The 15,983-nt window shown below is 60.2% G+C and carries 14 protein-coding genes; 8 read left to right on the forward strand and 6 right to left on the reverse strand.

Features of this window, described 5'->3' with window-relative positions; all coding sequences use genetic code 11:
• Window positions 1–10 precede the first annotated feature (10 nt).
• The 5 genes from Q1A07_RS02960 to rpiA form a co-directional block, all read right to left on the reverse strand.
• Window positions 11–214 (reverse strand): DUF2065 domain-containing protein, encoded by a 204-nt coding sequence (locus Q1A07_RS02960; protein ID WP_195822370.1) that lies wholly within the window; start codon window positions 212–214, stop codon window positions 11–13.
• On the reverse strand, window positions 211–1,110 hold the full coding sequence (locus Q1A07_RS02965; RefSeq protein WP_299777686.1) for a protease modulator HflC: 900 nt from the start codon (window positions 1,108–1,110) through the stop codon (window positions 211–213). Before Q1A07_RS02965 ends, Q1A07_RS02960 begins: the two co-directional genes overlap by 4 nt.
• Window positions 1,110–2,264, reverse strand: coding sequence for an FtsH protease activity modulator HflK (gene hflK, locus Q1A07_RS02970; protein ID WP_299777688.1), 1,155 nt, complete (start codon window positions 2,262–2,264; stop codon window positions 1,110–1,112). Before hflK ends, Q1A07_RS02965 begins: the two co-directional genes overlap by 1 nt.
• 75 nt (window positions 2,265–2,339) lie before the next feature.
• The gene (locus Q1A07_RS02975; RefSeq protein WP_299777690.1) at window positions 2,340–3,803 is read right to left on the reverse strand and encodes an FAD-dependent oxidoreductase; all 1,464 of its coding nucleotides are present in this window, start codon (window positions 3,801–3,803) and stop codon (window positions 2,340–2,342) included.
• A gap of 98 nt (window positions 3,804–3,901) precedes the next feature.
• Window positions 3,902–4,690: a ribose-5-phosphate isomerase RpiA gene (gene rpiA / locus Q1A07_RS02980; protein WP_299777692.1), complete on the reverse strand. Its 789-nt coding sequence runs from the start codon at window positions 4,688–4,690 to the stop codon at window positions 3,902–3,904.
• 380 nt (window positions 4,691–5,070) lie between these two features.
• On the opposite strand from rpiA, the gene rsgA reads away from it, so the two are divergent.
• The 8 genes from rsgA to Q1A07_RS03020 all read left to right on the forward strand — a co-directional run bounded on the left by rsgA (window position 5,071) and on the right by Q1A07_RS03020 (window position 15,226).
• Window positions 5,071–6,153, forward strand: a complete 1,083-nt coding sequence (rsgA, locus tag Q1A07_RS02985; RefSeq protein ID WP_299777694.1) for a ribosome small subunit-dependent GTPase A — start codon at window positions 5,071–5,073, stop codon at window positions 6,151–6,153.
• A gap of 168 nt (window positions 6,154–6,321) precedes the next feature.
• The gene (locus Q1A07_RS02990) at window positions 6,322–7,407 is read left to right on the forward strand and encodes a bifunctional transcriptional activator/DNA repair enzyme AdaA (protein WP_299777695.1); all 1,086 of its coding nucleotides are present in this window, start codon (window positions 6,322–6,324) and stop codon (window positions 7,405–7,407) included.
• Entirely contained in the window at window positions 7,394–8,152 is a 759-nt protein-coding gene (locus Q1A07_RS02995) for an isocitrate lyase/phosphoenolpyruvate mutase family protein (protein WP_299777696.1), read from the forward strand. The genes Q1A07_RS02990 and Q1A07_RS02995 overlap by 14 nt, the downstream gene beginning before the upstream one ends.
• A 244-nt stretch (window positions 8,153–8,396) precedes the next feature.
• On the forward strand, window positions 8,397–11,105 hold the full coding sequence (locus Q1A07_RS03000) for a DUF2339 domain-containing protein (protein ID WP_299777697.1): 2,709 nt from the start codon (window positions 8,397–8,399) through the stop codon (window positions 11,103–11,105).
• A gap of 184 nt (window positions 11,106–11,289) precedes the next feature.
• Window positions 11,290–12,045 (forward strand): SDR family oxidoreductase, encoded by a 756-nt coding sequence (locus Q1A07_RS03005; RefSeq protein WP_299777699.1) that lies wholly within the window; start codon window positions 11,290–11,292, stop codon window positions 12,043–12,045.
• 123 nt (window positions 12,046–12,168) lie between these two features.
• Window positions 12,169–12,861 carry a glutathione S-transferase family protein gene (locus Q1A07_RS03010; protein ID WP_299777701.1) on the forward strand — a complete coding sequence of 231 codons (693 nt, stop codon included), beginning with the start codon at window positions 12,169–12,171 and terminating at the stop codon, window positions 12,859–12,861.
• Entirely contained in the window at window positions 12,862–14,235 is a 1,374-nt protein-coding gene (locus Q1A07_RS03015) for an L-serine ammonia-lyase (protein ID WP_299777703.1), read from the forward strand. It begins immediately after the preceding gene.
• 61 nt (window positions 14,236–14,296) lie between these two features.
• Window positions 14,297–15,226, forward strand: coding sequence for a DMT family transporter (locus Q1A07_RS03020; RefSeq protein ID WP_299777705.1), 930 nt, complete (start codon window positions 14,297–14,299; stop codon window positions 15,224–15,226).
• Here the strand turns inward: Q1A07_RS03020 and Q1A07_RS03025 are convergent.
• The gene (locus Q1A07_RS03025) at window positions 15,132–15,851 is read right to left on the reverse strand and encodes a thiamine diphosphokinase (RefSeq protein WP_299777707.1); all 720 of its coding nucleotides are present in this window, start codon (window positions 15,849–15,851) and stop codon (window positions 15,132–15,134) included. The genes Q1A07_RS03020 and Q1A07_RS03025 overlap by 95 nt on opposite strands.
• Window positions 15,852–15,983: the final 132 nt, after the last annotated feature.

Raw genomic sequence — 15,983 nt, forward strand, 5'->3', positions numbered from 1 at the left:
TGCGCAACACTCAGCCGATGCTGGCGCCAAGCTGCCAGGCGAACCAGACAAGGATCAGCCCGCTGACCACGATCAGTAGTCCCAACTGGCGCACCGCAGCCTCGGGCAGCGCGCGCAAGGCCTCCAGCATCCGCTCAATAAGCGAAGGGGCCAGCGCATAGGCCAGCCCCTCGATAATCATCACAAGCCCGAGAGCCAGCAGCAGCGTGCTCACCGACGCTCACCTTCTTCGGACCGCAGCCCCTGATCGGAACGCAGGTAGTTGAAGAATTCGCTGTCCGGTGACAGAACCATCGTCGAGTTGGTCCCCCGCAAAGACCGCTCATAGGCCGTCAGCGACCGGTAGAATTCAAAGAACTCCGGATCCGCGCCAAAGGCCTGCGCAAAGATCGCGTTGCGCTCCGCATCGGCCTGACCACGGATGATGTCCGCTTCCCGCGTCGCGTCCGAAGTCAACTCGACCACCGTCCTGTCGGCCAAGGCACGCACCCGCTGGGCGGCTTCCTCACCGCGCGCGATCTCGTCGGCAGCTTCACGTTCCCGCTCCGCCCGCATCCGCGCAAAGGTCGCATCGAGGTTCTGCTCGGGCAGGTTGGTCTGTTTCAGACGCACGTCCACCACTTCCAGCCCCAGCGGCAGGGCGCGCAGACGCGCCTGCTCGGTAATCCGCGCCATAAGTTCCGCCCGGTCCGCAGAGAGGATCGTGTTGGATGTTACCCCGTCCGAGCCGAGAACTGCCCGGATCGTCGGGTTCAGGATCCCCTCGAGGCGATCCTCCGCGGCACGCATGCCACCGACGCCAACCGCTTGCCGGAACTGGGTCACATCCGCGATCCGGTAGCGGGCGAAAGCATCGACAACCAGACGCCGGTCATCCGACGGTGTCACCTCGGTTACTTCGGTATCAAGCGAAAGGATCCGGTCGTCATAGCGCACGACCTCCTGGATCAGCGGAATTTTGAACGCCAGACCAGGGTCTTCCTTGACAGATTTGATCTGTCCGAACTGCAAAACCAGCGCTTTTTCACGCTCGTCCACAATGAAGACAGAACTCAGAACGCCGATGATGGCGATCACAACGATCGGAATGAGAAAATTGCCAGCGCGCATCAGTTGGTTCCTCCCGCAGCAGCGCCACGGCGCAGTTCATTCAAAGGCAGATAGGGAACGACACCCTGCCCGCCGTTGCCACCCAGATCACTTTCAAGAATGATCTTGTCAACGTCGCCAAAGACACGCTCCATCGTCTCCAGATAGAGCCGCTTGCGCGTCACTTCAGGGGCCTTGGCGTATTCTTCGAGCACGGAGGTGAAACGTGCCGCCTCACCCTGCGCTTCATTGACCTGCTGGGCGCGGTAGGCTTCTGCCTGCTCCAGCTGGCTGGCGGCTTCACCACGCGCGCCCGCTGTCACCCGGTTGGCGTAGGCATCCGCCTGTCGTTCCAGACGGTCGCGTTCCTGCTCTGCCGCCTGCACTTCGCGGAAGCTGTCGATCACCTCGCGTGGCGGGTCCGCCTTGTCGAGGTTGAGACGCACGATGTTCACGCCGCTGTCATAGGCATCGAGCGTGCCCTGAATGAGCTGCTCCGCCTCATCCGCAATGACCTGACGGTCCCGGTTGAGGATCGGCGCCAGTTGGTTGCGTGCAATCACCTCGCGCATCGCCGATTCAGACACGGCGCTGATGGTTTCGCGCGCCTCGGCAAGATTAAAGAGATACTTCGCGGGATCATTGATGTTCCAGACCACCTGGAAATCGATGTCGATGATGTTTTCATCGGTGGTCAGCATCAGGCCGCTGTTCACGCGAGACCCGATATCTTCTGTCTGTTCTCGCGTCACCGGCAGGACCTCCGCCGTGACCAGCGGCCATGGAGCAAAGTTCAGACCGGGGTTGCCCGTGGCGTAATACTCACCCAGAAAGAGCTCAACCGACTGCTCTTCCGGTGCCACGGTGTAGAAGCTGGCAAGGCCCCAGGCGACCACTGCGCCGACCACGACCAGACCAATGGTGCCGCGCGTAAATGCCGGACCACCGCCACCGCCCGTGCCCCCATTGCCGGTGCCGCCACCTTTACCGCCCATCAGGACGCGCAGACGCTCCTGGCCCTTTTTCACCAGCTCGTCGATTTCCGGGATTTGTGGCCCCTCACCGCCCGGCCCACGCGGACCGCCGCCGTTGTTGCCGCGGTTTCCACCGCGCGGCCTGTCATCATCAGAGTTTCCACCGCCGCCCCCCCAGGGGCCGCCATTATTCCCAGCCATTCAGTCTCTTTCCCTCCTAAATCGCGTGCAGGTGCGATTAAATTCAAGCCATAGGTACGTAAGAATCCGCGGAATTCAAGCCGTCCGCACCGGCGTTCGCATCGTAACAATCTCTTCGGACATGGTCGGGTGCACCGCCACTGTCCGGTCGAAATCCTCTTTGGTCGCACCCATTTTAACGGCGATGCCCGCCAGTTGGATCATTTCACCCGCGCCGGGTGCGACGATGTGGCAACCGAGCACCTTCCGCGTCTCCTTGGAGACGATCAGTTTCATCAGCACCCGGTCAGGCCGCCCGGCAAAGGCTGTCTGCATCGGGCGGAATGATGTGCAGTATACCTCAATTGCCTCCTGATCGCGCGCTTCTTCTTCGCTGAGGCCGACGGTGCCCATTTCAGGCTGCGTGAAAATAGCCGAGGGGATCAACTCGTGATCGACGGGCGTCGGGTTGCCTTTGAACACCGTCTCGACAAAAGCCATGCCTTCGCGGATGGCCACGGGCGTCAAGTTGACCCGGTCTGTCACATCGCCAATGGCATAGATCGACGGCACGGCGGTCTGGCTGTAGGCGTCCACCTCGATCTGGCCGCGACGGCCCAGTTTCACGCCGACCTTTTCAAGTCCCATGTCTTTTGAATTGGGGTCCCGTCCTGTGGCAAAAAGCACCATGTCAAAGACCTTTTCACCACCGTTGGTCGACTTGACCCAGATAGGTCCCTTTGCGTCCTTTGCACTTACCTGCATTTCCTCGCGTTGTTTGACATCCGCCCCCATGGCCGCGTCTGACGCGGTGCCCGCAGCGCTCATCATATGGTCTTCACTTGCGGGCGACATCTCCAGGATGTTTGTCCCGACACGCAAATCAATACCGCGTTCGCGCATGGATTCCGCCACCAGACCGCGCGCTTCTTCGTCGAAGCCACGCAGGATCTGCGCACCGCGATAATACTGCGTCACCTCGACGCCAAGCCCGTTCATGATGCCCGCAAATTCACAAGCGATGTATCCACCGCCCACGATCAACAGGGATTTCGGCAGGTTCTCAAGGTGGAAGATGTCATCCGATACGATACCCAGATGCGCATTCGGCGTGTCAGGCCGCACGGGGTGCCCACCGGTGGCAATCAGGATGTGCTTGGCGCTTTTTGTCTCCCCGGTGGAGAGCTTGACCTCATGCGGTCCGGCCACCGAGGCCCGCGCATCGAAGGTATCGACGCCTGAGCCCTTGAGCAGATTGCGATAGACCTGCTCCAGCCGGTCCAACTCGCCGTTCAGGCGGCTCCGGAACGATTGCCAGTCAAAGGGTCCCTGCTTGAGGTCCCAGCCATAGGAGGCCGCATCCTCAACCACCCCTGCATATTCACTGGCGAAAACCATCAGCTTCTTGGGCACGCAACCCCGGATCACGCAGGTACCGCCATAGCGGTCATCTTCTGCCAGGGCGACTTTCGCGCCCGCTTCTCCGGCAGCGACACGTGCGGCGCGGACGCCCCCCGAACCGCCACCGATCACAAAGAGATCGTAGTCAAAATCGCTCATCGCGGGGGCCTTTCCGGGTCTTTGGGTCTTGGAGGTCTGTATATATACTCGCGGCGCAGTATTACCACATTACGTCGCGGTTGGTCTGGCCGCAGCCGTCAGTCGGACAGGTCCGCAAAAAGATTGTCGCTCTCCACGAAATCCAGCTTGCCGGTTTCGACCGTGCCTTCATTGATGTCGCGCACCTCAACCTTGCCGTCACCATAGCCGATGATCACCCGGTCACAGATGTCGATGAAGAGGCCATTTTCAACCACGCCCGGCATCTGGTTGAGCACCAAGGCCAGTTGTCGCGCATTGCCGATCCGTTTCACGTGAAGATCAATGATGTGATTGCCTTCGTCGGTGAGAAAAGGCACCTGACCGTTCATGCGCAACGTGCTTTCACGGCCCAGCACATCCATCGACACCAGTGTTTCCTCCACCAGCGCCTGGGTGGTCTGCCAGCCGAACGGGATGACTTCGATGGGCAGGGGGAACGCGCCCAGCGTCTCCACTTCCTTGCCCGCATCCGCGATGACCACCATCTGGTCAGAGGCCGTGGCCACGATCTTTTCCTGCAACAGGGCGCCACCCCCGCCCTTGATCAGGTTCAACTGCCCGTCGAATTCATCCGCGCCGTCGATGGTGATGTCCAGCCATTTGGCTTCATCGAGAGAGATCACCTCGATGCCCACATCGCGCGCCAGTTCCGCGGTGCGCGTGGATGTCGGCACGCCCTTGATGCGCAGGCCATCGTCTCGCACCATTTCGCCAAGGCAACGCACCAGCCAGGCGGCGGTTGATCCGGTACCCAACCCCACGCGCATGCCGGTTTCCACCAATTGTGCGGCGCGCTTTGCCGCGACAAATTTGGCCTTGTCGATGGGAGAGAGGTCTGAGGACATGAGCAGATTCCTTCGCGCTAAGATGTCCGCCTTATAAGAAACAAGCGCGGCGGGCGCGAGACCTGAATCGGCCTCAACAAGGCGGAAGACGCAATCGGTGTGCCCGCATTACCATTTCCTGGGTCGATTGTATCCAAATTGCGACTTTGTGCGGATGGATCACGCTTGAAACGGGTCTTACATCCGCCTATCCTGACCGCGTCGAAACGGAGATTTCATGGCCCGGTAATGTGGGGAGGCAAACGTCCTCCCGATGCAAGATCAGCACTAGAAGCACGATGCTCGTTCTGCACGGGCGCGCCTGTTGACTTGCGATACCCACCCTATCGAAATCCGCGCCCGGGCAAACCCCGTGGCACCGACATGAAGGTCTGAACCCCATGACACGGGACTATTCCGAACTCTTTCCGCTAAACATGAAAGGCGGCACCCCGAAACGTCCACTCTCCACCCGCGACAGCCTTGGCTGGCAGCCGTTTTTCGCACAGCAGATCAGTATTGAAGAGCTGACCGAGACACCGCCTGTCCGGGTCATCGAAGTGCACCGCAATGGCCTGCACGTTGTGGGCGATGGTGTGGACATGACCCTTCCTCCCCGTCCCGATGTGACGGTGGGCGACTGGCTGCTGTTCGACCAGCAGGCTCCACAGCACAGCCGTCAGCTGGACCGCAAGAGCCTGATCAAGAGGCGCGCACCCGGCACCGACCGGCACATCCAACTGATCGCTGCCAATATCGATACAGTGTTCATCGTGTCCTCGTGCAATCAGGATTTCAACATCGCACGGCTGGAACGCTATGTCGCCCTGGCCTTCGAGGCAGAAATTGCGCCGGTCATCATCCTGACCAAGGCCGATCTCTGTGACGATACGGGCGCTTTTGTCGATGCCGCCCGCGCCATTTCCGAGATGGTGCCCGTTGTGACGTTGGATGCACGTGGCGACGCCCCACGCAAAAAGCTGGCTCCGTGGTGCAAGCAGGGCAAGACAGTCGCCTTTCTGGGATCCTCCGGCGTCGGGAAATCGACGCTCACCAATGCCCTCTCCGGTACACAACTGGCCGACACGAACACCATCCGCGAAGACGATGCAAAGGGTCGGCACACCACGACGCGGCGCCAGCTGCATGTGGTGCCCTCCGGCTGTATCGTGCTGGACACGCCCGGGATGCGTGAGCTGCAGTTGACGGATGCCGCGTCCGGGATCAACGACGTCTTTGCGGACCTGCATGAACTGTCCCGACACTGCCGTTTCCGGGATTGCCAGCATGACACCGAACCCGGATGCGCCGTCCTTCAGACCATCGAGAAGGGCGAGATCGACGCCGCGCGCCTCACCCGGTGGAAGAAACTGCAAGCAGAAGAGGCGTTCAATTCCTCCACCCTTGCAGAGCGAAAATCGAAGGATAAACAGTTGGGCAAAACCATACGTTCGATCATGAAACACAAGAAAAAACGGGGCTAACGTAACATCCATCCGACTCGCCTTTGCAAAGCCCTTCGTCAGGCTTTGCAAAGTGATCTGCCCTGAAAACCCACGCCGTCACTCCCGAAAAACAATCGGGCGCGCTCAAAAGAAATACGCGCCCGATTTCCGGCGGACGGCGGTTTTGATCGGTGCTAGACAAGGCGCATGTTCTTTGATCTGCCAAACCACGACACGCTCTACCGGGCGCTTCTCGACCGGGATGACCGATATGACGGGCAGGCTTATGTCTGCGTCGCCACCACGGGCATCTTCTGTCGTCTGACCTGTCCGGCCCGGAAACCAAAACCGGAGAATTGCGCGTTTCGGGCCACCATCGGCGAATGCATTGAGGCCGGGTTTCGACCCTGCAAGAGATGCCATCCCCTGCAGGCTGCCGCCCTTGCCGACCCTGCGATTGGTACACTGCTTGCCGCCCTGGATGAACGACCGGATATCCGCTGGTCCGAACAGCACATCACGCAGTTGGGGTTTGATCTTTCAACTGTGCGGCGCAGCTTCAAGCGCCAGTTCGGCATGACCTTTCTCGAAATGGCGCGGCAAAGGCGCCTGCGGGAAGGGTTTGAGACCCTGTCGGGCGGCGGCAAGGTGATCACCGCGCAATATGAGGCGGGATTCGAGTCCCCCAGCGCGTTTCGCGCGGCCTTTGGGCGGCTGTTGGGCTGCGCGCCGGGCAGCCTGACCCGAGGCGGTTTGCTGCAGGCGAGCTGGATTGGCACGCCGCTTGGCGACATGATCGCGGTCAGCTGCAAAACGCATCTGCACCTGCTGGAATTCGTGGATCGCAAGGCCCTGCCAAATGAGCTCAAAAAACTTCAGAGACATGCAAAAGAACAGATCGGGATTGGCACGCCACCCGCAACGGAGCAGGCGCGCGCGGAACTGGACGCCTTCTTTACCGGACGAACAGCAGTGTTCCAAACGCCGCTGGCCTTTCACGGCAGCGCCTTCACGCGACGGGTCTGGGAAGAGCTTTTGACCATTCCGGCAGGTACCACGCGGAGCTATTCTGACATTGCGCGACGCATTGGAAAACCAACTGCGACACGGGCCGTGGCCCGGGCGAACGGAGCCAATCAGATTGCCCTGATGATCCCCTGTCACCGGGTCCTTGGCGCCGATGGCGCGCTGACGGGCTACGGGGGCGGGCTTTGGCGCAAACAGCGTCTGATCGAGATCGAACGACACTTCAAATCAAGCAAAGAGGAAATCGAAACACATGTCTCAGGCTGAAAAAGCGCGTCTGTTTAAAGGGTTGCACGTCGCCGGGCAACCGGTTGTTCTTTACAATATCTGGGATGCGGGCGGGGCCCATGCCCTGGACAAGGCCGGGGCAAAAGCCATCGCGACAGGCAGCTGGTCCGTTGCCGCCGCCCATGGATACAAAGACGGCGAAGCCATGCCGCTTGACTTCGCGCTGATGATTGTGGAGCGCATCGCCCAGAGCACTGACCTGCCGCTCACTGTTGATTTCGAAGGCGGCTACGCGGAAGACCCCGACCAGATTGAAAAAAACGTCAGCCGCGTGATTGCAGCAGGGGCTGTCGGGATCAATTTCGAGGACCAGATCGTGAAGGGGTCGGGCCTTTACACCATTCCCGATCAGGTCGCACGGATCGAGGCGGCACGGAGAGCCGCCGACACCGCTGGTATTCCGCTGTTTGTCAATGCCCGTACCGATGTGTTCCTCAAGGCGGGACCCGACGGGGTGCACGCCGATCTGATGGATGACGCACTAGCACGACAGGCAGCCTATACCGTGGCAGGCGCCGACGGGATTTTTGTTCCCGGACTGACCGACGGCAGTCTGATCCGGACGATCTGCGAAGAGGCCAGTTTGCCTGTGAACGTCATGATGCGCGGGGCGTTCAAATCGGTAGAGGACGCCGCCGAGTTCGGCGTCGCCCGCGTCAGCTTTGGGCCCGGTCCATATGCAGCCGCCGTGGAAGATCTCACCGCTCGGTTCAACGCGATCTGAACAAGCAGGGCGGAGGCATCAACTCCGCTCTCATCGAAGCACTTCGGCGAACAGGCGGGCGCAGCGTTTTTCAAGGCTGCGCCTCTGCGATACAGACATGCACTGAGCCGCATGCGCGAAACCGCGGTACGAAACCACCTGCGTGGTCGACACCAAATCTGCGGGTGTCACAAGGTACATCTATGGCGGCGCACTGACCCTTATCGCGTTGCCTTGAATTGCCTCAGAGTTCTGATATCGAGGCGTGAAATCACACCATTATTCGGATCGCCCGTTGGAATCCTTGCTTATTCTTGGCCTCTTACTGGTCATCGCCCTGCCTGCTTCGGTCGTTTATCTTCTTGTGTCGAACGCGAAGCTCAAAACCCGCGTATCCGCACTTGAGGCGCGTCTGCCCAGCGACAAGAAGTCAGTATCGGCGGCAACCGACCCGCGTACAGAGAGCACTGCGCCAAGCCCTTGGCCTCGCGCAACGCCAGAACCACCCGACACGAAAACCCCAGAAGAAACCCCGACGGACGCAGAGCTGCAGCCGCATAAAACGGTTGTTCTGAACATGGGAAATTTACAGCGGCTGATCGGATGGATCACACAGAACTGGTTCTACGCCGTCTCTGCAGTATCCCTTGCGCTGGCCGGGATTTTTCTGGTGCTCTACGGTGTCGAACAAGGTCTTTTGCCGCCCTCCGTGCGCGTCATGGGGGCGCTCGTCTTCGGGATCGCCCTTGTTGCCGCCGGTGAATACATCCGTCGGACATACGGCGACTCCGAAAACAGCAGCACGGCCTATCTGCCATCGACCTTCTCTGGCGCCGGGATCGTGACGCTCTTTGGTGCCGTGGCTGCCGCGCGGTTGCTCTACGGGTTCATCGGATCGAAAATTGCCCTTGCAGGCCTCGCAGTGGTGGGCGCATTGGCAATGATCCTGGGATGGTTTTATGGGCCTTTGCTGGCTGCGGTCGGCGTGATCGGGGCCATGGCGGCGCCATTCATCATCGACGGGGCCTCTGACGATCCATCCTGGCTTCTGATCTACTTCGCCATTGTCACCATGGTGGGGCTGGCCATCGATACGCTGCGTCGGTGGGCGTGGGTTTCCGTCATTTCACTGGCCATGGGCTATGGCGCAGGCCAGCTGTTGACGCTCGGGGCGGGTTGGCGCACGGAGCCATTTTTCGTCCTCTATTGCGCCCTGCTGGTGATAGTAGCCATCGCCATTCCCGCGCGCAGACTGCTACCCGATCACGCCGGGACACCCTTGAGCCGCGGACTGTTTGTCCCCGACAAGGAGCAACCCTGGCCAGAGTTCCCGACCCGGCTCGTAGGAGGCGCTGTGCTTGCGGCGAGCGGTTTGATCCTGTTGACAGTTTTCGGAACCGCCCGCGCAGATCTGTTCTGGACGGCAATTGTGGTCCTGACAGCGCTGGCTGTGGCCCTGTTGACCTGGGCGCGCAATGCCACGGCGCTGACCGAACTTGCGGTCCTTCCCGCCGTAAGCGTTATCGCGCTGGTCGCGGGCGCCCACCGGATTTGGGCCGTGCAGGAACGCGCCGCGACACAACCCGGTGCAAATATGACCCTGATGCCGAGTACGCTCGTCGCATTCGGTCTGGTACTGTCCATCGTGGCCGCATGGCATTCTTTACGCGGCGGATCGGTTAAACTCCTCGTGGCAGCGGCGGCCGCGCTCTTTGCACCGGCAATGGCCATTGCAATCGAAGCATTCTGGAGCCCTGTTGAAACGCTTGGCCCCTACCCCTGGGCCCTGCATGCCATGGCCATCGCAGGTGTCATGGTCGTCATGGCGGAACGTTTCGCCCGCGCGGACGGACCAGACGACAAACGGCGTGTTTCATTCGCGGTTCTTGCCGCACTGGCCTGTGTGGCCTTCGGGGTGACCATCCTTCTGACTTCTGCAGCACTGACCACAGCCTTCGCGGTTACCATCGTCGCGGCGGCGTGGCTCGATCGGCAGTTCAATCTGCCGCTTATGGGGTTGTACATTTTGGCGGGCATTGCCACCGTAGGATACCGGTTGGTGGTCGATCCCGGCCTGATCTGGGCCATCGAAGCGCCCCTGCCCGCAATGCTCCTGTCACACGGGGGCGCCGCCCTGAGCTTTGCCCTCTCCTGGTTCATGGCAAGGGCAGCGAACCGACCACGCAGCGCTATCCTGCTGGAGAGTGCCGCATTTTCCGCAGTTGGCCTGCTGATATCGCTGTTTCTACACCGAGCCATTTTACAATGGAGCAGCGCACCGGACACGTTGAGCCATTGGTCACTGGGCATCGGGGCAACCATATGGATTATCCTCGGGATGGCCCAGGTGCACAGGATGCAAATAGGTGGCCCACTCTCGGTACTGCGGTTAATCCTGAGCGTGACCTTCCTGTCTTTCGGCGCTGTGCAGCTTGCGCTTGCTGTTTCGCTTTTCAACCCGCTCGTTGAGGTCTTTGGCACCCCAGTTCTGGGCTCCGTCGTTTTCAACACATTGATCCCGGCCTATCTGCTGCCCGCCCTGCTTCTTGCCCTTGGCGCCCTGCGTTTGCGCAATCTGGCGCGAAGCATCCGGATCGGGTTTGCTGTGGTATCTGGGGCACTGGCCAGCCTCTGGCTGGGATTGACAATCCGACATTTCTGGCGCGGCACAGAACGCATGCATCTGCCGGAGATCGGACAGGCAGAGCTCTATAGTTACACCGTCGCGCTTTTGCTGATTGGTGCTGGCATTTTCTACCAGTCATTGGCCCGCCCAAATGCCGCCTTGCGCAAGGCCGGACTGATTGTGATCGGGTTGGCAGTCGCAAAGGTGTTCATGCTGGATATCGGCGGCCTTGGCGGGCTGATCCGCGTGTTTTCCCTGCTCTTCCTCGGGCTGGCGCTGGCCGGACTTGCCTGGCTCAACAGATGGGCCGCCGGACGGGATGACGCGGAGCAGGGACAAGGCGACTAAAGAAACGCGTGGCAGCGTCCCGTATCTCCGTCACAAACCCTCTGGACAGGTCACTCCCGTCACCTGTCACCGACCCGCATCCTGCGCATTGAGGCACTGTAGCATTCTAGGCGCAGGAAACGGATCGCCCCTCGTCACACAAGGTCTGTATCCGCAGGGCATTCACAAACAGGAGTGCGACGTGATGGAATTACGCGGAAAGACAATCATCGTGACAGGGGCCAGCAGCGGGATAGGAGCCGCCGCAGCTTTGCTCTTTGCATCAGAGGGCGCGAATGTCGTGCTTGGCGCCCGTCGAAAGGAAGAGCTTGAGCACCTGGTTGGTCAGATCGTGCAGAGCAATGGCAAGGCCACCTGTCTGGCCGGGGACGTGACGGATGAGGGATATGCCAAGTCCCTTATGGATTTTGCCTGCGACCAATTCGGGACGGTGGACGGCGCCTTCAACAACGCGGGCATCATGGGGCAGATGGGCCCCGTCGCACAGATGGGAACGGCCACTTGGGACAGGGTGATCGCGGCGAACCTTACCAGCGCCTTTTACGCGGCCAGGGCACAGGTTCCCTTCTTTGCGGAAAAGGGCGGTGGCTCCATCGTATTCACCAGTTCATTCGTGGGTTACAGCAATGGCGGCATGCCCGGCATGGCGGCATATGCGGCGTCCAAAGCGGGCATGATCGGCCTCACACAGTCGCTCGCGGCAGAACATGCAAGTGACGGCGTGCGGGTCAACGCCATTCTCCCCGGCGGCACGAAAACAGCAATGGCGGGCGACGATCCCGACACGCATGACTTTGTCGCCAACCTGCACCCGATCAAGCGGTTGGCAGATCCACAAGAAATTGCACAATCCGCCCTCTACCTCTTGTCCGACCGGGCCAGCTTTGTGACCGGGACACCACTGATTGTGGACGGTGGTATGTCGGTTCGGCTGCTCTAACCCGATGCCGCCGGCTGGCAATCGGTCGGCGGCGTGACCGAGACCACGCTCTTTATGCTTCAAATTTCAAAAATGGGTCGTTTTCTGCCGCTCTGACCGCTGTAAGTTGTACTAGCTGGATGTATGACATCGGAACCATACACCCTGCATTATGCGCCAGATAACGCATCACTTGTCATCCGTCTGGCTTTGGAAGAACTGGACGTGCCCTATCGCACGCATCTGGTGGACCGCAGCATCAAGGCGCAGCGCGCACCAGAGCATCTGGCACTCCACCCCGGCGGGTTGATCCCGGTACTGGAAACACCACAGGGTCCGATATTCGAAACTGGCGCTATTCTGCTCTGGCTTGCGGATCAGCATGGCAGGTTGGCCCCCGCACCGACCGCCGCAGGCCGCGCGGACATGCTCAAATGGCTGTTCTACCTCTCCAATACCCTGCACGCCACGCTGCGGGTGTTTTTCTATCCGTCGGCTTACGCAGGCTCGGATCACCAAGACCAACGCCGTCTACAGGATCGGACGCGCAACCATATCCTGCGCCATCTTGCAGTGCTTGACACGCATTGGCCAGCGCGCGAAACGCCCTCGATCCTCGATCTGTACCTCGCCCCCATGCTGCGCTGGCTGCAGCTTTATCCTCGGGACATCAATCACGACTGGTTTGACCTTTCCGCCTTCCCTGCCCTACACCGGATGACAATGATGTTGGAGCCGCGCGCAAGTGTACAAGCAGCGCAGGCCGCAGAAGGTCTCGGCCCAACACCCTTTACCGCGCCACAGGCGCCACACCCTCCGGAAGGAAGCGCTCTTTAGATGTTCTTATCGGTTTTCGACATGTTCAAAGTGGGTATCGGTCCGTCGTCCTCGCATACGATGGGGCCGATGGTGGCTGCTGCACGTTTTCTCGATCTGATGCGCGCCTCTCCCTTTGCCTTTCACGGGCTGCGGGCCTCTTTGCACGGCTCGCTCGCCTTCACGGGCGTGGGGCACGCAACGGACCGCGCCACCATCCTTGGGCTGGCCGGGTTCGTGCCGGATACCTATGACCGGGAGAAAGCGGATCTCGCGCTGGAGGAGATCAAGGCCAAGCGCACGATTCACCCGGACGGGCTGGGCACACTGTCCTTTGATCCGGCAACCGATCTGATTTTCGACTTCGACACCATTCTCGAAGGTCACGCCAACGGCATGATACTCATGGCCACGGATGCGCAGGGCGATGTGACCCTGCGCGAAACCTACTATTCAATAGGTGGTGGTTTCGTGATGACCGAAGCGGAACTGGCGGCGGGCAAGGACACCGAAGAAGGTGCGCCCGTTCCCTTTCCTTTCAAAACGGCCGCACAAATGCTTGAGATGTCCACAGCTTCAGGCCGCTCAATTGCCGAAATGAAACGATCTAACGAATCTGCGCGGGGCGGTGTGGAGAACCTTAAAACCGGCACCAGGCGGCTTTGGCAGGTAATGAACGATTGCATCGACCGTGGCCTGACCTCCGAAGGCGTCCTGCCCGGTGGCCTGTCCGTCAAGCGACGCGCCAAGGGCATCCATGACAAGCTGATGCAGGAGCGGGGCATGAATCTCACGCCGCCGCACACGATCAATGACTGGATGAGCGTCTACGCCATGGCTGTCAACGAAGAGAACGCCGCCGGTGGGCAGGTCGTCACGGCCCCGACAAACGGCGCCGCAGGTGTGCTGCCCGCGACCCTGCGATACTATCTGGACCACGTGCCCGGCGCGTCCGAGTCCCATGTCGAGGATTTCCTGCTGACCGCCGCCGCCATTGGCGGGTTGGTGAAATACAACGCCTCCATTTCCGGCGCAGAAGCAGGCTGTCAGGCCGAGGTGGGCTCTGCCGCCGCAATGGCTGCCGCCGGTTTGTGCGCGGTGATGGGAGGCACGCCCCAGCAGGTGGAGAATGCCGCCGAGATTGCGCTTGAACATCACCTCGGCATGACCTGCGACCCGGTCAAAGGCCTTGTGCAGGTGCCCTGCATTGAGCGTAACGGGCTCGGCGCGATCAAGGCCGTTTCCGCCGCCTCGCTGGCGTTGCGGGGGGACGGCACCCATCTGGTGCCGCTGGACGCCTGCATCGAGACAATGCGCCAGACCGGTGCGGACATGTCAGAGAAGTACAAGGAGACATCGCTCGGTGGTTTGGCAGTCAACGTGCCAAACTGCTAAAAGTTGAGCGCCCGCCCAAGCATTTCTTGCATTGATTGAGGGGCACATCTAGGTTCGTCCAATGAATCCTGACCGCCCCCTTCTTGGTATCATGCTCATGTTAGGATTTTGCATCCTGGCACCGGTGGGCGATGCCATTGCGAAGATTCTCGGAGAGACCGTGCCCGTCGGTCAGCTCGTTCTCGTGCGGTTCGCGGTTCAGGCCCTTTTGCTCATTCCGCTTGTACTGATCACCGGACGCAAGTGGCGCATGCGGGGACGTGTTCTCACCCTCACCTTCGTGCGCACGCTCCTTCATATCTTTGGCATTGGCGCGATGGTCACGGCCCTCAAGTATCTGCCCTTGGCCGACGCCGTCGCCATCGCTTTCGTGATGCCGTTCATCATGTTGATCCTCGGCAAGTACTTCCTGAAGGAAGAAGTAGGCTCGCGTCGCCTGATCGCCTGCCTTGTCGGATTCCTCGGGACCTTGCTGGTTGTGCAGCCCAGCTTCAATGAAGTCGGCTGGCCTGCACTCCTGCCGGTAGTTGTTGCGATCAACTTTGCGTTCTTCATGCTACTGACGCGACAGATCGCCCGCGAAACCGACCCCATCGGCCTGCAGTCGGTCAGCGGCGTCATGGCAGTGGCGGTCATGGTGCCCGTCCTGCTGGTGTTTCAGGGCAGTGACATCTGGAATCTGCAATTCATTTCTATCGACACGTACAACTGGACCCTTCTGCTCAGCATCGGATTGCTGGGAACGATCGCACATTTGTTGATGACCTGGTCACTGCGCTATGCGCCCTCCGCCACACTGGCACCCATGCAATATCTTGAAATCCCCTTCGCCACGATCATCGGCTTTATCGTTTTTGGCGATCTGCCCAACAACCTTGCAGCGGTGGGCATCCTGATCACGATTGCAGCGGGTCTCTATGTAGTCCTGCGCGAGCGGGCCACCGCGCGGACGCCGGCTGCGCCGCCAAACTCTCCGCAACCGCTGCCATAAACCGACGCGGCAGAATGCACAGCATCGCCGGTTGATCCATTTCCAGATGCAAATCACCCGTTGCCCGGTTGGACGTGCCGGACATCCCGTCCGGCGCGAAGCTCAATCCGTCAATGGGCCATTCCAACCCGGTGGATCGCCCCATTACAGGCCCCATTGGAAACAATGAGACCCGCGTTCCCGCAGCCATTGGCAGATCAAACCGGCGTGGGCAGACAAAAATGATGTCCTCCGCGCCGAGCATCAGGCAAGGCACATCGGGCCGCATCAGCAGCGTGTGCAACGCGGCCAATTGGTGATCGATGCGCAATCCGGAAAATCCGACGGCAATCACCAGCGGCGCCGAGATATTGCGCAGCGCCTTATCAAAATCCGTGCTCATCTGTTCCGGGATTTTATGCTGAATATCAACAGGAAGCCGGGATTGCGCCGTCGCTGATATGGAATCCATGTCGCCAATGACCGCGGTCAGTTCGACACCGGCGGCCAGCGCTGTATCCGCTCCGCTATCGGCAGCCACACAGGTCGGTGCCAACGCCAGCGCCGCTTGCAAATCGCCCTCTCCGACCGCGCCGCCCCCGACCAGCGTGACTGGATGCAATTTGTCTACAATTTTATTATTCACTGAAGTTTAATGTCCTTTTTGGAAACAGAACACAATCTCGCCACGAAATGATACGGTAATGAGCACAGATTCGCGCCGGTTTGGACTTTCCCCATATGGTAAACAGTTTGTTGAAATCACGCAGAGGACGAG

Origin of the sequence: uncultured Roseobacter sp., from assembly GCF_947492555.1 — a bacterium.
Taxonomy (GTDB): Bacteria; Pseudomonadota; Alphaproteobacteria; order Rhodobacterales; family Rhodobacteraceae; genus Roseobacter.